Genomic DNA, 18,586 nt, shown 5'->3' on the forward strand with positions numbered 1-18,586 from the left:
CCAAAGGAACCGTTTTATCGGTACCTTTGGTGCTTTTTTATATACGTTATTTATTGTCCATTATTGACAGGGACTTCTCCTGTGTTCCCACCAGTAGTTGGTGGCGTTGTTGCTGGTGGCGTTGGAGTTGTATTCCCTTGGCCCCCTCCACCGTTATTCGGTGGGGTTGTATCCCCCTGACCTCCACCGTTGTTCGGTGGGGTTGTATTCCCTTGGCCTCCACCGTTGTTCGGCGGGGTTGTATTTCCTTGGCTTCCACCGTTGTTCGGCGGGGTTGTATTTCCTTGGCCTCCACCATTGTTCGGTGGAGTTGTGTTTCCTTGACCATTTCCATTATTTTGTTCATTTTTCTTATTTAATTCATCTTGTTTCTTTTGCTCTTCTTGCTTCTTAAGCTCTTCTTGTTGCTTAAGTTCATCTTGTTTCTTTTGCTCTTCTTGTTTCTTAAGTTCTTCCTGTTTCTTTAATTCTTCTTGCTTTTTCTCTTCTTCAGTTTTTTGCTGTTGATCTTGTTTTGGTTGTTCCGTTGCATCCGGTACGCTCGTATTTGGAGATGAATCACGTTTTTCACCTTTTATACGCAATTCACTACCTTCCTGAATAACACTACTTGGCATTTTAAAGCGTGATTTATCTGTAGCCATTTCGCTCATCATTGATTTAAAAATCAACTGCGCAATTTTCGTATTTTTACTACTAATATACTCATCTTTGCCATCTTTCATATATCCAGTCCATACTGCCATCGTATATTGCGGTGTATAACCTGCAAACCAACTATCACGAGTTGCACTTTCTGGAATTCCATATTGTGCTAGTTGTTTTGAAGAATAGTTAGTTGTACCTGTTTTACCAGCTACATCTAAAGAGGCCACATTTGCCGACGTACCAGTACCTGATGTAACTACAGAACGAAGCATATCAGTAATCATATATGCTGTAGAATCGGCCATAACTGGTTTTGATTTTTGTCCAAAACTTTGTGACTTGCCGTCTGGATAAACTACTTTCTTAACAAAATGCGGCTTCGTATACTTACCATCATTACCAAATGCCGCATAAGCACCCGCTATTTCAGTTGGTGATACTTCGTTTGTACCAATCGCTGTAGATTCTGTCGGTGCTGCATTAAATGTAATACCTAATTTCTCAGAGAAATCTTTCGATTTACTAATTCCCACTTCTTTTGCAGTTTTAATTGCCGGAATATTACGCGACATCTTTAATGCATCACGCATAGTAATTGGACCTAAATGACTTCTGTCTGCATTTCGAACTTCTTGTCCAGTTGAATATTTAAATGGAGAGTCATCAATTTGATGGTACGTAGCCCATTTTAAATATTCAATCGCAGGAGCATAATCAAAAATTGGCTTCATTGTCGAACCAGCTGCACGATCTAATTCAATTGCCATATTATGCCCTTTAAATACCGCTTTATTTTCACCACGTCCGCTACCTATAGCACGAACTTCTCCTGTTTTCGTATCCATAAATGTGAAAGCGCCTTGAAATTTCTCATTTGGATAATTAATAATATTTTCATTTAAAAGCTTGTCAGCATAATCCTGTGCTTTTGGATCCAATGTTGTATAAATTTCTAAACCATCAGAACCAATATTAGCATCTGGTAGTTCTTTTTCTACTTCTTTCACAACCGCATCCATAAATGCAGGATATGGCATTGTTTGTACAGTTGCAGTTTTAATCCCATCTGTTACTGAAACTTTTGATGCTTCTTCCATTTCTGCCTTTGTAATATAACCATGTCGATTCATTAAGTTTAGTACAGTATTTCTTCTCTCTGTTGCCCTTTGAACATTTTCTGATTTCGTTGGATCATAGTTATTTGGTGCTTTCGGTAAACCAGCAAGCATCGCAACTTCTGGTAATGTTAAATCTTTCAATTCTTTACCATAATAGTTTTGTGCTGCTGTTGCGATTCCATATGAACGGTTACCTAAATTAATTTTATTTAAATACATCTCTAATATTTCATGTTTTGAATACTGTTGTTCTAGCTTATACGCTAAATATATTTCCTGAACCTTACGTTTTGACGTTTTTTCCATCGATAAGAAGTAGTTTTTAATAACTTGCTGCGTTATCGTACTTCCACCTTGTGAACCGTAATCTCCTTTAAGACTAACTAAAACTGCACGAGCAGTACCTTTAAAATCCACACCGCTATGTTCATAAAAACGTGCATCTTCTGTCGCTAAAAATGCTTCTTCTACTAATTTAGGGATTTGGTCATACGTAACATTCGTTCTTTTTTCTTTCCCATATTCATATACCAAATTCCCGTCTTTATCATAAATTTTTGAGGATAACGGATTAACAAGTTTTGCTTTCTCAAGTTTTGGTGCATCCTTTATCATAACGAAAAAGGTAGCAACCCCTGCCACTAAACCTACAATACCAAGTAGTAAACAACTGATTAAAAATTTACGAAAAAACGATGTTTTACCTTTTGGTTTTGTTTTTTTAGAAGCTGGCTGTTTTTTCTTTTGAACTTGTCGTCGCTCCTCTCGAGAACGATAATTTTCTGACATGTTACTTTCTCCTGCCTTTCAATTCTCCCGTTGATTTACTTGAAAATATTGAGGTCACTTTCCCAAATACATTTAATCAAGAAAGTATATTGACCTGGAGCATTCAATATTTTCCCAATTCACAGATTATACATTTTAGAATACTTCTTATGCAAACTATTTTCACTTCTATTTTTTCTAATAATACTGCCCCTTAAAGCATAGAATGTAAGAAGTGAATTTTTAATACCTCGTATAAATAATATACCTTTTTTTCAAATGGTCAATATTTTCTTATTTATAAATCAAAGGTGAAATAAAAATAGCACAACGATATGTACTTCGTGTGAACTTCCTTATAATTACGTATAACAAACATTTAATATATTGCATATAAGTATAATACCTCTTTAATTATTAGGATTTCAACACGACAATTCCCTTATCTACAAGAAACCATCTAAAATGAAACATAAGGAGTTGCGTAATGATGAAGCTATCTCCCGTTATTTCAAAAAATGTAGTTGCTGTTGGCTATAATCCTTTTTCTATGATTTTACGTATTCAACTAAAGAATGGTATGTATGATTTCTTTAATGTGCCAGAAAGCATTTACACCGGTTTATTAAACGCACACTCTAAAAGTTATTATCATAATACTTATATTAAAAATTCTTACCGCTATACTAAAATTTAAACTTGATTGGCATACAAAAAAGAAAGGCGAATCAAATCCCCTTTCTTTTTTTGTATGTTTCCACTCGCAATTTACCTTCTATTTCTTTTATTAATTTCATCGTACGCTTGAACTTGTCTTTTAAGTCGCCTGTCGGCTTTTTTATCATGTACGACAAGAACTGCATGTATCGCTCCTGGAACCCAAAAAATTAAGGTTAAAATGAAATTAATAATCGCTTGAAACGGCTTTCCGCAAAATAAAACAGCTACCGGCGGAAGTAGAATTGCTAATAAGTACATCATGTCTGAAAAACTCCTTAATGTTTATTTTTCAATTCTTACCCATCCATCTCCTATACTATCAAACCTATGAAATCATGTTATTTCTAAAGACGTATATAAGAACTCATCATTACAAAAATCACATATAATAGTATAACTAAATGAAGAGCCTCTCACTAACGTTAACAAGCTATTTTCACCTGTTCGTTTATATGTATATTCTACGCCTATATGAAAAAGCCTACAAAAAGAATTATCACATCAATCTTGTCCTACTTCTAAAATTGAAATACTCCAAACTTCATTTAAATGAGTATTTCATTGCCTTTTCTTAGATTCCAATCTTTGTTCCTCTACTATTTCTGTTAATCCAATTGCTGAAATTACAGTACCTATTGCCTGTATCCAAATACCTATTAGCCCTATTATACGTTGATCTTCTTTATCTATATTACTGTCTTCATTTCCCTCTTCTTCTTTTGATATATTGTGAATACCTTCATATGCTTGTAATCCTGCACCTAAACTTTGCATGGAATTCCCTAATACAATAATCCACTGTATTCCATTTTTCTCATTCAATGCTACTTCTACTCCTAAAAAAGCTCCAATTGATTGCAAACTATTTCCAGTAATTATAAGAAAATCATTTTCTTTCATTTGTTCATTTAGATTAAAATACGTTCCTATTACATTAGAAATATTACCTAAAGCTAATAACTCAATCCCCGTCTTCGCTAGCGCTTTATTTTTATTATCTATAGTTACATCTTGCTTCTCACATTTATCTTCATCTTTCACATCAATAGTTGCTATAATTTGTAATATATATCCGAGGGCTTGTAATGAACTCCCTACAATAACAAGATCCGACTCAATCTTTTCTTCTCCTGCAAACCCTCTAGTTGTTCCAATAGCTGCTATAAGATTTCCTCCTACTTGAAACCATGCCCCTGTCAATTCTAAATCGCGTAGGTTCATTTCCCATCACCTATATTAAAATTTTCTAGTACATTCGAAATAAACAAATATCATCTTTAATTCATTATTTTATTTTCCATATGTAATTTTGTGCATCACATAATGTACTAATAATAAAAAAGAGCACCTTTCAGGCGCTCTTTTTGAAAAGGAGTTTCTCGATGAATGTGTAACTTGCAAATGCTTCCTACATACTTCAATATATGCTTGTCCTTCAAATCTGTGAATATAACATTTAATACCTATCTGAACGTTAAATTCATACAGGACATGTCAGTGAATCTCCATTTTTATCTATTGATATATTTAATATATAGTGAATTGCTTTATGTGACCACATTTCAGGTGTAGGAGATTCTTTTACATATTGAGGTGCACATAAATCAAGCATTGGAGTGCTAATACTTCCACCTGGATCTAACGCAACTACGGCCATGCCATTTGGCAGTTCCATTGCCATAGACTGCGTGATACCTTCAATAGCAAACTTCGAGGCACAATATGGCGCAAGTTCAGCCTCGCCTTCTCTTCCCCAACTAGAGCTCATATTAATAATAATCCCTTTTTTCCTATCTATCATCGCCGGGACGAACGCCCTAATGACATTTACTACCCCGTTCACATTTACACTCATTACACTTTCAAATTCTTGAGCGGTAACTTTCCATAGCGGTGCATTTTGATTAACAATCGATGCATTATTTATTAACATATCGGGAGCCCTATACCTATTAAGAATACGCCTTGCCCATTTACTAACTTGGTGATGGTTTGAAACATCAATTATTTGAAAATCATGTGAAGCACCGTAATATTTATTAAGCTCTTCAATTTTATTTTTTGAGCGTCCACACCCTGCTATGTTCCATCCCAATTCATGAAACCTATCAACCATTGCACGTCCTAGCCCTTGCGTTACTCCAGTAATAATTACAAGTTTCCCAATGTCGTTTCGCTCCAAATTCATCTCCTCCTTTCAATTAATATTACTCTTTTTATTCTTATTCAACTTCTCACTTAAGTATCAATTTATTTCATACTTTAGAAGTATTTTTGATATTACATATTACAAACAAAAAGAGTAACCATCATGATTACTCTTTTTGTTTATATCTTTATTATTTTTAAATTGTATCTTCTCTCTCCTACATTTCTCACATCTATAAATATAGGCTACACCTTAATGAAAGTATATTTATGTTTACAGCTCGATTTATCCAAATACTTTTCAATCCACTTTTTCAACTTGACAGAGCCCACCTCTATCCAAGCAGTTCTACCTAGTCTTAAACACGCTTTTATTTAAATTCTCAATCTCATTTTGCAACTTTTTAAATTGCTCAAAATGCATTGTTATAGATTGAATACTATTCCTTTCAACATTTTGCTTTACTAATAAAACGCCTGTATCGTGAAAAATCGCTTCAAGTTCCTTCCTTATAGATACTTTCGTAATATATGCTGTTTTAATTGCCGATAAAATTGCTATTTCATTAAACTTTAATTTTATTTCATTAGGACAAAATGCTTTTTCGATCAATGTAACATCATCACTATAAATAATAGCAACAAGTTTACTTGATTCTGCATCTGTTAAATCCACTGTTTTTATAACATTATCCATTACATTTTGCCTCCTTTAATTCCGTATATATTAATTATTTAAATTTATTCTTTTAAAAATTCAACTCTTCGTTAATTTTAACATACTTTTTGCTCGATTGATTAAACAAAGCTTATAACATTTTTCTATTCCGGAATATTTGTCAAATGAACCAATTAGACTATACCTTCATATAGTAGTGCAAACAGTTACTTATAAAGTAGGTGAAAATTATGCCCTCAGTTGTGGGGAATTTAGTTGTACAAAATAGTAACGGATCTTTCAACTTAGGTGATTTCTACAACGTCTCTCCAAAAGAGAATACGAAAGCTTATAACGGCTCTGGCGCATCTAACGTTGGTTTCGTAGTGAACACTTTTAGTGGGGTTAGCGCGACTAATACATTTGATTCTGATCTAGCAGATCAAAACCAAGTTGGTACAGCATAACCAGGTCTGTAATCATTTTTGTATAACATTTTCAAATTTGTCTATACTATACTCAGGCTGATAAACAGCTATCTTCGATTTTTTGAGTGCCAATCTTTTCTCCCTTTCCCTGGGACTAAGCAGCTAGCTTGCATCTAGCTGTTTTTTCATTTAGTTCTTCAAAAAAATTAGATTTTTGCAGGCAGCCTGACCCACAGCCGAATTTTGAGGTGTGAATCTACCTGTCCGCAAATAGCTGGACAAATTAAAGAAGCTAAATTTCAAAATCCAGCTTCTTTTAAGTTACATCAATTATGTCCCTTGCAGCAAATATATATGTTTTATAAAATGCATCTGTACATTTTACAATTTGTTGAATTGGATTTATATGAACCACTGTCATATAACTTGTAAGTATGTATCCTTCTTCAAAATATGTCACTAACATCTCTTCTTCAGACAATAATGAAGTTAATAATTTGTCTGAAATACTTTCTTTCACTTCATTCGTTAATAACGGCCTTTGGACTTTTAATTTCTCTCCAATAATTTTTCTCAAACTTAATAATTGTTCCGACATTACTGTAAACGGAACCCACTCTCTTCCTTTTTCCTGTATCTTTACATAATTCATTTTCTTTACTCCTCAATTTTCTATATCTATCCATTCATAAGAATAGAAACTTCACTTCTAAATACACGTTATCCATCTCTTATTTATATGTAGCATAGCTTTCAAATTCAAAACTATTTATGAATTTGTCTAAATCTCCACTTCAAAAAGAACGTTTGTTCTAATTATACACGAACGAACGTTCTTTTTGAAGTGCAACATGTAAATTTTTCAAACAAAATGCAACTTTAATCTATGTAATTTATTCATACTCATTGATTACTCCCTTTTATTAATCAACTTTCTTTGCATTTCCTATCGCACCATAGAATACATGTAGCAACAAAAAAAGCGACTCCACCTAATGTGAAGTCGCTTTTTTTGAACTAATTATATTTCTAATTTTACTTTTCTATCCTAACTAACTTTCTTTCTGGAATACAAATTTCAGCTATATCAAATTGATTAATATTTCACTTTCTTTATTGAATAAGTTTAGGTTGCATAATAATATGTAATTCTCTCTCTGTTTCTGTTTTTTTCGGATTTCGATAGTATTCCAGTTTATATTCTAATACTTCATACTCAACCATCCCAATCTTTATCCCTTTTGTTTCCTTTAATACAGCTAATAGAACGCTTATATTTTCATTAGATGATTCAAAAATTTTCCCTCCGCCTTCTCTCTTAAAAATAACTTTCATATATTCTCCCCCAAATTAATTTAATAATCTAGTAAATATAAAAATATTCATCCTATTTTAATAAATAATTCATATCATCATGAAGAACATTTTTTTGTAATAAATGTTCAACATTTCACTTCCTATAAAGTTAGCTTATACTCCAATAAATATGATATGTACAATTCTTTAAATTATGTCCTCTATTCAATTTCTAAGAAAATATATTTAGTTTATATTTAACAAAACTAATTAACTAAAACATTATCATTTCAACATTTTGCGAAGTAATTACTTATTCCTTTTTATTTACACCAAAATTTTCTATTGTAATTCTTAATATTTAAATGTAATATTGTATTGTCTTACTATCTATTTATAACTCACACACACTAACGAGAAAAGGGAACTCTATATGAGTTCCCTTTTCTATTGAAAATTAAAAAACAGAAATATAGCACTATGCTAAATCTCTGTTTTTCTTCTAAACTTTACTTCTCATCTAAGAATTTAAATGTATCTTTAAATTCATTATCTGTTACTTTAATATCCGCTTCTTTCAATAGATCATTGATTACTTGTTGTTTCCATTTACCTGTCGCATCTTGTAGTCTTTGTTGTTCTAAATCTTTTCGAATCGAATCTTTCACTTCATCAAATGGTTTCAATTCTTTTTTATCCGTCACTTTTATTATATGATAACCAAAAGATGTTTTTATCGGCTCACTTACTTGTCCTGCATCTAATTTATACGCAGCTTCCTCAAATTCTTTCACAGTTTGACCAGGAGCAAAACCAGCTATTTCTCCGCCCTGTTCCTTTGAACCAGTATCTTCCGAATATTGTTTCGCTAAAGCAGTAAAATCTTCACCATTATTTATTTTCTCTTTTACTTCTTTCGCAGTTTTTTCATCTTTCACTAAAATGTGACTTACCTTCATTTCTGGTTTATGGTTATCTTTCACATCTTTATCTGTGACAGTCGCTCTAATCGCTTTCTCAAGTGCAATTTCTGGCTTCATTTTCTCTTTTAATTCATCTTCATTTTTTAATCCTACTTGCTCTAACGCCACTTTAAACTTGTCACCCATTTGTTCCTTCGCTGCGTCTACTTGTTTTTTAGCTTCTTCATCTGAAACTTCATATTTATCTAGCAATGCCTTATTTAACATCATTTGAGATAAAGTACTTTTTCCATATGTTTGCCTTAATTCTTTACTAAACTCTTTCTCTGTCACGTTTCCTACTTTTGATGTTGCAACATTTTCTGAGGAACCACACGCAGACAATGTTAGCGCCACACATGTAATAATAGTTCCCATAAATAGCTTTTTCTTTTTCAATTCAAATACCTCACTTTAATAAATGTATATTAGGAACTATACAGCGCTATTGTGAAATTAATGTGTTTTCCGCAAGTATTTCTCTTCATGCCAGAGACAAGCTTTATTAAATAAAAAAGCCGGCATAAAGCCGACTTTTTAACATCATTTAATCTGCACATGTTCTTCTTTAATCCATTTGTTCCCACCTATATCTACATATCCATCTTGACGATTCCAAATACGATAAGGGACCTCCCCATCGACCGCACCTGTATCATTCCCGTTTGGTCCATCGTACGTTCTAATTTCATATCCAGGTGTGTATTTTGAATATGCATAAAACCATTGTACATTAAAATGTTCTAACTTAGCCCACTGTTGGTCACCACCTAAACAAATCATATCTTTTTCGCCACCTCCCCAATAACCTTTATAGATTAAATATGGGATTTTTTTCGTAAGTCTTCCTGTAAACTGCGGATTCACAGGATTTTCATATAAATTAATGCCGTATCCATCATCATATTTTGAAACCGCAATACCAATTCCATTTGGTTGCTTACTATCTCCAATACTAGATTGATTTGTTTGATTTGAACCTATAAACCAAGAAAGATTTTTATTCCCAATTAATTGATTCAAATCACATTTTCCAATACCAGGAACATTTCCTGAATCAGTATATTGCCAAATATCACAAGGATATGCTGGTTTATTCCCCCCATAACGAGGAATCCAAATAAAATCAGCATCAATATTGCGAGCTCCAAATGATACATACGTGTGATGTCCTACATATAAACCAATTTTTTTTGCACCTAATCGGCGTAATTCATCAATAAATGCTTGAGTCCCGCCTTGCATATCTACCATTGTTTGAACTTCTACATCTGCCACCCAAAATTTAGCGTTTTTATCGCCACGATTCCAAAAATCTTGTGCTTCTTTTTTTGCATCTGAAATAGATATAAAACGGCAAAATGCATAATTCCCAAATGGGATACTACGTTTCTTCATTTCTTTCACATAACCTTGATACATAAAATCGCCCGTATTCGAACCATCTTGAACTCTAGCAATAACTAAATCTAGCTGAGACGCTGCAATATCCCAATTAATATTTCCATTCCATTTTGAAATATCTACAATATAGCCCATTACTAATCAACTCCTTCTTACTATCATATTCAAAGCTTGTTTTATTGTTAGACCCCTATGCCTAATAGCAAGCTTCTATAAGACAAATAAATATATTTTCATCATTTTTTAAAACTAAATAATTTCTTTTTATCCATAATAAACAAGTTCTTCTTTTTTGCATTTGTAAACGATAGACTTGCGTTTATTTCATACTAAATATTGGGATAAAACTATAAATAATGTGCATACTATATATAAGCAATTTTTGCTTATACTCATGAATGACCTCCAAGATTTTTCAATCTCCCTGTAAAAAGGCAGCTAAAAAAGCTGCCTTTTTACAATTTATTATATAGAGACAAGTTAATTACCGCTTATTCCCTCATATTCGTCTGTTTTTAAGCTTTGTATAAACATGATATATATTTTTTCACAACACTATTTGGATACGTAATAGAAATTACATCAACTCATACAGTATATGTAATAATCAACTACAATAAAAATTACATATTATATTAATATGTCTTCCTAATTAAAAGGAAATAAACATATAACGTCTTTTATGTAAGGAGTTTATTTAATGAAAAAAATCCCTATCGTATTCAAAGTTCCCCCGAATTCAAAGCTAAAAGTTACATTCTATGGTCCTTGTAACGAAGTAATTACAAATGTATCTTTAATTAATCAACTACTCAACCCTACCTGCCAAACTGTATCTCAATATCCAGACTTTAAGAAGTATATAACTGAAGTCCGATCATTATCAAATTGTTAATCGTATAATTTTATGATTTATCATTTCGAACAGTACGATAACAAAACAGTAAAAAGAGCCGCATCTTTCAAAAGAAACGGCTCTTTTTCATTTCACAAAAACATGACTTCATTAAAAACTAAAATAACTCATTAATTGATATTCTGTTGATATTTTGTTGATATTTTACACATATTAATGAAATGCGCATATATTATCGTATGGAGATTCTCCACTCATAAAACCTATCTTTTTTTGAGCATACTTTATTTGTATGCTCTTTTTTTATTCTTTACTTAACGGCTTATCCTGTTAATATTTCCAAATATCCACCTGAACAAACATTTTATACGCTATGAATATAAGTTTAATAATTTATCTGTAGCTACATTTTCAGTATCACTTAAATCGACAAAATAATGAAGTTGCCACAATTGACTCTTCTTAGCTTGATTACTAATAGGTTTATCCCAAATCGGGTAAACCCTCATAGCCATTTTCCCTTTTTGATTTTGAGTTTTTAATATTTTTTCTTTTAGAAGAATTTCTTTTGGAAAAATAAATTGTCCTAGTTTATTATCCGCTATACAAGTGATAACTAAAAGGTTAGGAGCTGAATCATAAGAAAATGCCTGATTGCTCATGGAGGCATTCTTCTCCCAAAAAGAAACAAATTGTCCAATCTTATTAGGCGTAATTTTTGATACCCTAAATCGGATGCTTCTATTATTTAGCTGGAATACCCCTCCTGCATATTCTGAATTTTGCTTTTCTTCTTTTCGTTTAGTAATTAATAGATTATTAGGTTTATAAATCATTTCATCTAGTTTTTCAATTGTATTACTAAAATTTGTCATGTAAACGCACCTTTTTTATTTTCCAGTATACCAAGAACATTTGTTCTTGTATATCGAACTTAAACTTTAATCAAAAACCACTGTAAAGATACTTAAACGAATGATAGCTTTGTATCGTCTTTTCAAAGATTATTTTATCTACTCCATCCATAACTTCAAATTTACTTTTATAGTATTTATTACATAACTCTTCCAATTTTTTGTATTATTTATTATTATATTAATATACCAACAAAAAGAGGTACATATTACATGACTCAATCCAAAATTGACTTTGGCTCCATAGAGCACCCTTTCTTCCTATTAGTTTTATATCTTATCGCAATTCTTTTAACACTCGGCATTACATTTAGTATATGTCATTCCCTTTTACTAAATTTAAATGCACCGAGTTGGGTAGCAAAACTATTAGCTATCGTATTAACTCTAGGTGTTGCTTATCAAGTATTTATGAACTTATTTTAATATATTACCAATTTAACACCTTTAACTAAAAGGCCCTACCATAAGGTAGAGCTTTTTTTAAAAAAATAGTCCATAAATCACAAACATGTCTTTTATTTTATTGGAGATGGAAATCTAGCAGCCTCAAAATGAGAACCATCTTCTGAACTACTAATAACCCCATCTATACTACTTTGCGCAAAAATCTCAACAATATCACCTGCATGTAATTGGAGTATTGTTGAAACACTTACGACATTACCGAAATTTATTGGACCAAAAAAGTCATTATCTATAGCAATTGCCGCATTTCCATTCACTCGAACTTCTACACGCGCTCTATAATTTAAATTTGTATCGTTCGGAAAGAAACCAATCGTTCCAATTACAGAATAAACTCCTCTAGTCTTCGGAGTAAAATCTGATGTTGCTGGGTTATATTCGTTCGCTAAATCAAATTGTTCATTTTGAAATAATACTTTAACAAAAGTATTGGCCGGAAGGTTTTGATCAACTGTATTTACAGCTCTAAAAGCAGATGCTCTTACAAGGTTATTCTCCTTATGATCGCAAGAACAGTCATCACATCTTTTACCGCACTTATTATAATAATCACTTCTTTTTTTACAGCAATCATGATTTTTCTTTTGGTAACTCTCACAATTCTTACAGTAGTAATAACAAGACATATATAGCGCTCCTTTCTACTCTTTTACTGCATACTATGTATGCTAAAGTTGGAAAGTTTGGACAAGTTGTTGCTATTACAAAAAATAAAAATGCCCCACCATAAGGTGAAGAGAAAGTATAACTTTTAAAAAACAAGCACTCATGTAATATTCCGGTTATATTAGTAATACAAATTATCTAGTTTCATCAACTCGGGTTTTCAGAAAAAAATTCCTCCATGCGATTTTATTATTATTGAATAGATTATATTGTTCAGCGAGATATGCAATATTTCATATTTTATTATTTCAATATTCCTTTATTATCGTTGAGTTGTAAACATTCTCTTAAAAACACTTTAAAATCAACACTTACTCTATAACAAATACTTTTTCATCCTTTAGAATTACCTGTAAGCATTATATTCAAATATTATTATTGTAAATTATTGACCTGTACAAACATATAATTTTTGTGTATTCTATGGACAAGGAGTAAGGTAAGAGTTACTCTTTGCCATTTTAGGAAAGGCCCTGTTGGAGACAACAGGGCCTTTTTTCATAAACTAAATCGGTAAGATCCCCTAACCAGTAAGCTTTCTTTACCTAAACATCATGCATTTCTTTTTGCATACACCGCTACTCTTCTTCGACTGTTTCGTTTACAATCATCAGACACTATTTAACAGTACATAGTTCATTTATCCAGCGCTTTCAAAACAGCTTGTACACCGTTAAAATATTTCATGCACTACAAATAAATTATCCGTTCTTGTACAGGGTGAGTATAAATTTTGGAATGTCCTGATATTAAATTACTTACAAGGTTTCATACCACTTATACTTTTGGAGACGGGAATCTTGCAGCTTCAAAATGCATACTATCTTCTACATTACTAATAACTCCCGCTACGCTACTTTGTGCAAAAATCTCGACTAAATCCCCTGCATTCAATTGAATTATGGATGAAACAGCTACAACATTAGCAAAGTTTATTGGACCAAAAAAATCATTATCTATTTCATAGACACCATTTATCAAACACTCCATGTTTCTTCACCCCTTGAATGTTTTTTTAATAAAAATACATACTATTTTCAAGCCGTCGTATCCACGGCTTGTACTTCTTTCTTTTGTTACAGTAGTAAGCAGGCAGGTTCTTCACCTATCTGCTTTCTCTGTATATTTTTTTAGATATCGAAAATACTACCTACAAGCTGTTTGAACTAGCAGCTTCACTCTTCTTGTAATGGGAAAGCAATTTATCACAATTAGCTAACTCATTCAACTCACAGGCAGACAACCAAAATTGTTGTCTGCTTTTTGTATGGAATTTTTCATTTTGCATATACTACTTTTGAGCCTGTTTACCAACGTAAGCCATTTTGGTGTTTTGAATTCCGACTAAGCTTTTATGTTGCACAGATTATTACATCTTTGACAACACTGGTTAAAAGCGCGTTTTCTGGTTATTCGTAGTTCTAGTCCAGAATAATTTTCCTCCTATAAAGGACAGCAGGTACGACTGCTCGTCCTTTTTTATTGCCCCAAATACTTTTGTAACAATTCTAACGCTTCATTAATGCTCCCATTTAAATCATCAAGTTCAGCATCTTCTGGACAATCCTGCAAAATCACTACCGCTCGACTTATAACATCTTGTAAATTTTCGATATCGATAGAAGTTGTAATAATTCCCTCTTGTTCTTGCGGATCAGCTTTGCCGTAGCCATTGTGCATGGGCATCAGGTTTTCTAGCATCTAGCTCACCTCCTTAAAAAATGCAGGATTTTCCTTTCCATTATCGAATTAGTAATGTTTGAAAAGGGGGTGTAATATGGCAGAAATTAAAGTAGGACTTACACAATTTCTAGACTTCACACTGAAAAGTAGTGCAGCTAAAACAAACTTTGTAAAAAATCTAAAATCTCAACCGGAATACCAACCAGCTTTTGATTACTGGAAACAATTACGAGACACTGTTATTAAATTTCATCAAAACGAACTACCTTTTGAATGTTTCGAAACATTAGTGCAAACGGTTGATCAGAAGAAAAAGCAAAACTACATTGATGTCATAAAACAGTACAAAAAATTTATTAAAAACAAAGACGTCTCTTGGTTCGATCCAGGTAAATCACATTGGATATCAGATGATTTAATCGTCCGCTCATCACCTGAACTCGGCTTGCTCATTAATGATGAGCCGCATCTTATCAAGCTGTTTTTCAAAGGAAAAAAAGAACGAATTGATAAATACAACATCAACTCAACGCTGACATTATTAAACGAATCAACATTTTCAAATGAACATAACGATGTGAATTATACGGTTCTTAACATCCAAAAGAACAGAATGTATACGAATAACTCTATTAATAATGATTATTTAATAGCGCTTGAATCAGAAGCTAACCAGCTTTGTTATATATGGAATAAGATGTAAAGGGTACTATTCATCTCTTTCAATACCTTTTTCATGCATAATTTGGGCACAATTTTCACAGGTCCTATCAGTTTCGTTTAATTGAAGCTCACCTTCTTGTTCCTCACAAACAATGCAGGGTGGGCGTTTTTTCGAAAATAGTTTCTTTAACCATTTCCGCATCCTAACTCACCTCCTCCGAAAGAGTGATATAATGAGCTCTTTCCACTAAATCAGCGTTAACACCCTGGCTTTTTAACCGATGAAGAAGTTCTTCGTTTTTTAGAACATGCAAAAGAAAGCCATTATTATATCGCTTATCTTCTTGCTATTACATGTGGAATGCGTAAAAGTGAAATCCTAGGTCTACAATGGAAAGACATTGATTTTGAGAGACGAACGTTATCTGTTAACCGTTCCCTCTCTCACATTACAAAGGGATTCCATGAACTAAAAACCTCTTCAGGAAAGAGATTGCTGATTTTGCCTGACATTAATTTAATGGCACTAAATGACCATCTGCAAAAAATCTCTGAGGAAAAAGAGCGATATGGTGAAGACTATAATGACTACAATTGGGTCTGCCGTTTCAGAAGTTTGACACAGCTCTGGAAAAAGCTTATAAAGAAAAGTGAGGTTCCTGATATTCGGTTCCATGATCTAAGGCATACCCATGCAACATTAATGTTGAAACAAGGTATACATCCGAAGATTGTGAGTGAGCAATTAGGACATAACAGAGTAGGTATCACACTGGACACCTATTCACATGTTGTACCAGGACTTCAGGAACCTGCGGTAGATCAATTTGCAAACGAATTATTCGGAAAGAAAAACTCTTGTTAGAAGTTTTCGTTTCTGGGCAAAAACACCGCCTAAATAACCCAAAATATTATAAGTGAAAAAGGAGCAACAAAAAATGAGAGAAATCAAGTCTGACAAGGAATTCAAAGACATCATCGCAAGCGAGGAGCCAGTAGTTGTTAAGTTCTTTACTACATGGTGCCCAGATTGCGTGCGTATGGACAACTTTATCGGAGATGTAATGGAAGAGTTCAATAAGTTTGAATGGTATTCTATTAATAAAGATGAGTTCCCAAGTATTGCTGAAGAGTATCAAGTAATGGGTATTCCAAGCCTACTTGTATATCAAAATGGCGAAAAGTTAGGTCACTTACATAGTGCAAATGCAAAAACGGAAGAGCAAGTTACTGAGTTTTTAGAAGCATACTAAGAAACGAAAAACCTCTGAAAAATCATCAGAGGTTTTTTCATTTTCAAATTGTTCTTTGCCTTTGTCTCTTTCTGGAAGATGAACATTTTTATGCTTTTCTCCTCTTCTTATTCAAGATTTTTTTATCATTTCTTACTTATTACTCACACGTGGAATTACAAAGATTCCTTTTGTGAAAAATATATATGAAAGAGGGCGAGAATCAGCATTAATTGTTTAATAAATTTCCACTTTGTGCTTTTCAACATATTTTTCCTTAACGAAACTTTGTTACCCCCTTCTTAAAAAGCTATAAAACGTCAACAATGTTTGTATAGACCCACACGAGTTTCGTTTGATAATCTATGTATAGAAAGAAATTCCTTGCAGAAAGGCGAGTGATTAAAATGGATTCTCTTTCTCATAAAGAAGCTGATAAAGGTGCTATTGTCAGCATTATAGCCTACATATTTTTATCCTCTATGAAAATCATCATCAGTTATATTACCCTCTCTAGCGCATTACGTGCTGACGGTTTGAATAACTTAACGGATATTGGTGCTTCTTTAGCAATATTAATTGGCCTAAAAATTTCTCGTAAGCCTCGTGACCCAGATCATCCATATGGGCATTCGCGTGCAGAACAAATCGCATCACTTGTTGCTTCCTTTATTATGGCAACGGTCGGATTAGAAGTTGTGATTAGTGCAATTCAATCGTTTTTAAATCCGAAACAAGCAGCGCCTAATGTACTCGCTGCGTGGGTTGCTTTATTTTCTGCCGTCGTAATGTATTTCGTATATAAATATACGAAAAAGATTGCGATTCAAACAAAGAGTAAGTCGTTAGAAGCCGCTGCAAAAGATAATTTATCAGATGCTCTCGTAAGTATTGGTACAGTAATAGGTATCGTCGGATCACAGTTCAAAATGCCTATTTTAGACCCTATTGCTGCTTTAATTGTCGGTCTTATTATTTGTAAGACTGCATGGGAAATTTTTGTAGAAGCTTCTCATATGTTAACGGATGGAATTGATCCTGAAAAAATGGATGAATACGCTGATGCTATCGGGCATATTTCAGGTGTAGAACATATTGTAGATATTCGCGCTCGTATGTATGGGAATCAAACGTATGTAGATATTACAATTGAAGTAGATGCTCGAATGGATGTTAGCGAAAGCCATTGTATTACTGACAATATTGAAGATATGCTTCGAAAGAAATTCGGAATTTACCATGCTCATATTCATGTGGAGCCCATGCAAAAAGAACCTATTTTGACATAGGTTCTTTTTTAATGAACGCCTTATGAAATATAACACATAAAACGAGCCAGCTACCGCCCGCTGCCCATCCGGCTAATATGTCAGATGGATAGTGCACGCCAAGATAAATTCGGCTAACTGAAATAGATAATACAACGAAGCTTGCTATAAAAATAATCAGCAACTTTTTATGCAATGAAATACGATCTTCTGTAATTGTGACGTATGCAATAAATCCTAAAAAAGCAGTAGCGTTCATCGTATGACCGCTCGGAAAGCTATATCCAGTTGCTGTAACAAGCTGCGTCACATCAGGTCTTGCTCGTTCGTACCATAGTTTGAGCATACTGTTCAAATAACGTGATCCGTAATAATTAATTGTTAGAAGTAATGCACTTAATATTTTTTTTCTAAGGAGAAAATACATTACAAGTATAATGAGTAACGGGAAATATATTCTTTTTGAACCGATAAAGGACACCCAAGTAAAATAGGTTGTCAAATACTCGTTTCGGAAACTTTGAATAAAGTGTGCGACTACATTATCAAATTTTTCAATACAAGCGGTATGATACGAAAGTGATAGTGCGACAAAACAAATGAGTAGTGTACAACTTAACAAGTATAAATGTCGGTATCGTTTCACATACATAACCTCACTATGCAAAAAAATGGAGCGGTTGTTT

At 33.0% G+C, this 18,586-nt stretch carries 22 protein-coding genes and 1 pseudogene; 8 read left to right on the top strand and 15 right to left on the bottom strand.

Annotation, left to right across the window (positions count from 1 at the left end):
- Nucleotides 1-50: 50 nt before the first annotated feature.
- Nucleotides 51-2,555 carry a transglycosylase domain-containing protein gene (locus QCI75_RS15505; RefSeq protein WP_144506427.1) on the bottom strand — a complete coding sequence of 835 codons (2,505 nt, stop codon included), beginning with the start codon at nucleotides 2,553-2,555 and terminating at the stop codon, nucleotides 51-53.
- Between the two features lie 466 nt (nucleotides 2,556-3,021).
- Between QCI75_RS15505 and QCI75_RS15510 the strand changes: the two genes are divergently transcribed.
- Nucleotides 3,022-3,231 (top strand): KTSC domain-containing protein, encoded by a 210-nt coding sequence (locus QCI75_RS15510; RefSeq protein WP_070142508.1) that lies wholly within the window; start codon nucleotides 3,022-3,024, stop codon nucleotides 3,229-3,231.
- Between the two features lie 71 nt (nucleotides 3,232-3,302).
- Here the strand turns inward: QCI75_RS15510 and QCI75_RS15515 are convergent, their stop codons facing one another.
- The 4 genes from QCI75_RS15515 to QCI75_RS15530 form a co-directional block, all read right to left on the bottom strand.
- Complete coding sequence (locus QCI75_RS15515) at nucleotides 3,303-3,515, bottom strand: YqaE/Pmp3 family membrane protein (protein WP_002065263.1); 213 nt, start codon at nucleotides 3,513-3,515, stop codon at nucleotides 3,303-3,305.
- Nucleotides 3,516-3,812: 297 nt separating this feature from the next.
- Complete coding sequence (locus tag QCI75_RS15520; RefSeq protein WP_353760805.1) at nucleotides 3,813-4,475, bottom strand: DUF6944 family repetitive protein; 663 nt, start codon at nucleotides 4,473-4,475, stop codon at nucleotides 3,813-3,815.
- Between the two features lie 259 nt (nucleotides 4,476-4,734).
- Complete coding sequence (locus QCI75_RS15525) at nucleotides 4,735-5,436, bottom strand: SDR family oxidoreductase (protein ID WP_353760806.1); 702 nt, start codon at nucleotides 5,434-5,436, stop codon at nucleotides 4,735-4,737.
- Nucleotides 5,437-5,751: 315 nt separating this feature from the next.
- Nucleotides 5,752-6,099 carry a hypothetical protein gene (locus tag QCI75_RS15530; protein WP_144506424.1) on the bottom strand — a complete coding sequence of 116 codons (348 nt, stop codon included), beginning with the start codon at nucleotides 6,097-6,099 and terminating at the stop codon, nucleotides 5,752-5,754.
- A gap of 212 nt (nucleotides 6,100-6,311) precedes the next feature.
- On the opposite strand from QCI75_RS15530, the gene gerPF reads away from it, so the two are divergent.
- A complete protein-coding gene (gerPF, locus tag QCI75_RS15535) occupies nucleotides 6,312-6,527 on the top strand; it encodes a spore germination protein GerPF (RefSeq protein WP_001141569.1) in 216 nt (71 codons plus the stop codon).
- A 277-nt stretch (nucleotides 6,528-6,804) separates the two neighbouring features.
- On the opposite strand, the gene QCI75_RS15540 is transcribed toward gerPF, so the two are convergent.
- From QCI75_RS15540 to QCI75_RS15555, 4 genes are all read right to left on the bottom strand, one after another.
- Nucleotides 6,805-7,140, bottom strand: a complete 336-nt coding sequence (locus QCI75_RS15540; RefSeq protein WP_144506423.1) for a YolD-like family protein — start codon at nucleotides 7,138-7,140, stop codon at nucleotides 6,805-6,807.
- Between the two features lie 461 nt (nucleotides 7,141-7,601).
- Nucleotides 7,602-7,823 carry a hypothetical protein gene (locus QCI75_RS15545; protein ID WP_002157948.1) on the bottom strand — a complete coding sequence of 74 codons (222 nt, stop codon included), beginning with the start codon at nucleotides 7,821-7,823 and terminating at the stop codon, nucleotides 7,602-7,604.
- 470 nt (nucleotides 7,824-8,293) lie between these two features.
- Nucleotides 8,294-9,145, bottom strand: coding sequence for a peptidylprolyl isomerase PrsA (locus QCI75_RS15550; RefSeq protein WP_002157949.1), 852 nt, complete (start codon nucleotides 9,143-9,145; stop codon nucleotides 8,294-8,296).
- Between the two features lie 144 nt (nucleotides 9,146-9,289).
- On the bottom strand, nucleotides 9,290-10,285 hold the full coding sequence (locus QCI75_RS15555) for a glycoside hydrolase family 25 protein (RefSeq protein WP_144506422.1): 996 nt from the start codon (nucleotides 10,283-10,285) through the stop codon (nucleotides 9,290-9,292).
- Between the two features lie 565 nt (nucleotides 10,286-10,850).
- On the opposite strand from QCI75_RS15555, the gene QCI75_RS15560 reads away from it, so the two are divergent.
- Complete coding sequence (locus tag QCI75_RS15560; protein WP_144506421.1) at nucleotides 10,851-11,045, top strand: hypothetical protein; 195 nt, start codon at nucleotides 10,851-10,853, stop codon at nucleotides 11,043-11,045.
- Between the two features lie 332 nt (nucleotides 11,046-11,377).
- On the opposite strand, the gene QCI75_RS15565 is transcribed toward QCI75_RS15560, so the two are convergent.
- The gene (locus QCI75_RS15565; protein ID WP_144506420.1) at nucleotides 11,378-11,881 is read right to left on the bottom strand and encodes a MepB family protein; all 504 of its coding nucleotides are present in this window, start codon (nucleotides 11,879-11,881) and stop codon (nucleotides 11,378-11,380) included.
- A 252-nt stretch (nucleotides 11,882-12,133) separates the two neighbouring features.
- On the opposite strand from QCI75_RS15565, the gene QCI75_RS15570 reads away from it, so the two are divergent.
- Nucleotides 12,134-12,346, top strand: coding sequence for a hypothetical protein (locus tag QCI75_RS15570; RefSeq protein ID WP_098501142.1), 213 nt, complete (start codon nucleotides 12,134-12,136; stop codon nucleotides 12,344-12,346).
- Between the two features lie 92 nt (nucleotides 12,347-12,438).
- On the opposite strand, the gene QCI75_RS15575 is transcribed toward QCI75_RS15570, so the two are convergent.
- The 3 genes and pseudogenes from QCI75_RS15575 to QCI75_RS15585 form a co-directional block, all read right to left on the bottom strand.
- A complete protein-coding gene (locus QCI75_RS15575) occupies nucleotides 12,439-13,014 on the bottom strand; it encodes a C1q-like domain-containing protein (RefSeq protein ID WP_144506419.1) in 576 nt (191 codons plus the stop codon).
- 817 nt (nucleotides 13,015-13,831) lie between these two features.
- Nucleotides 13,832-14,017, bottom strand: a pseudogene (locus QCI75_RS15580) (hypothetical protein); the annotation flags it as partial.
- Nucleotides 14,018-14,533: 516 nt separating this feature from the next.
- Nucleotides 14,534-14,755, bottom strand: coding sequence for a hypothetical protein (locus tag QCI75_RS15585; protein ID WP_144506417.1), 222 nt, complete (start codon nucleotides 14,753-14,755; stop codon nucleotides 14,534-14,536).
- A gap of 76 nt (nucleotides 14,756-14,831) precedes the next feature.
- Here QCI75_RS15585 and QCI75_RS15590 point away from each other — a divergent pair, with 76 nt between their 5' ends.
- Nucleotides 14,832-15,440, top strand: a complete 609-nt coding sequence (locus QCI75_RS15590; RefSeq protein WP_353760807.1) for a hypothetical protein — start codon at nucleotides 14,832-14,834, stop codon at nucleotides 15,438-15,440.
- A 6-nt stretch (nucleotides 15,441-15,446) separates the two neighbouring features.
- On the opposite strand, the gene QCI75_RS15595 is transcribed toward QCI75_RS15590, so the two are convergent.
- The gene (locus QCI75_RS15595; RefSeq protein ID WP_186320986.1) at nucleotides 15,447-15,602 is read right to left on the bottom strand and encodes a hypothetical protein; all 156 of its coding nucleotides are present in this window, start codon (nucleotides 15,600-15,602) and stop codon (nucleotides 15,447-15,449) included.
- Between the two features lie 129 nt (nucleotides 15,603-15,731).
- Here QCI75_RS15595 and QCI75_RS15600 point away from each other — a divergent pair, with 129 nt between their 5' ends.
- The 3 genes from QCI75_RS15600 to QCI75_RS15610 all read left to right on the top strand — a co-directional run bounded on the left by QCI75_RS15600 (nucleotide 15,732) and on the right by QCI75_RS15610 (nucleotide 17,921).
- Nucleotides 15,732-16,265 carry a site-specific integrase gene (locus tag QCI75_RS15600; protein ID WP_353761548.1) on the top strand — a complete coding sequence of 178 codons (534 nt, stop codon included), beginning with the start codon at nucleotides 15,732-15,734 and terminating at the stop codon, nucleotides 16,263-16,265.
- 73 nt (nucleotides 16,266-16,338) lie between these two features.
- A complete protein-coding gene (locus QCI75_RS15605) occupies nucleotides 16,339-16,653 on the top strand; it encodes a thioredoxin family protein (protein ID WP_001206934.1) in 315 nt (104 codons plus the stop codon).
- 386 nt (nucleotides 16,654-17,039) lie between these two features.
- A complete protein-coding gene (locus QCI75_RS15610) occupies nucleotides 17,040-17,921 on the top strand; it encodes a cation diffusion facilitator family transporter (protein WP_142344591.1) in 882 nt (293 codons plus the stop codon).
- Here QCI75_RS15610 and QCI75_RS15615 read toward each other — a convergent pair.
- Nucleotides 17,908-18,546 carry a phosphatase PAP2 family protein gene (locus QCI75_RS15615; RefSeq protein ID WP_070142484.1) on the bottom strand — a complete coding sequence of 213 codons (639 nt, stop codon included), beginning with the start codon at nucleotides 18,544-18,546 and terminating at the stop codon, nucleotides 17,908-17,910. The genes QCI75_RS15610 and QCI75_RS15615 overlap by 14 nt on opposite strands.
- Nucleotides 18,547-18,586: the final 40 nt, after the last annotated feature.

Origin of the sequence: Bacillus cereus group sp. RP43 (assembly GCF_040459645.1) — a bacterium.
In the GTDB taxonomy this organism is placed as follows: Bacteria; Bacillota; Bacilli; order Bacillales; family Bacillaceae_G; genus Bacillus_A; species Bacillus_A mycoides_C.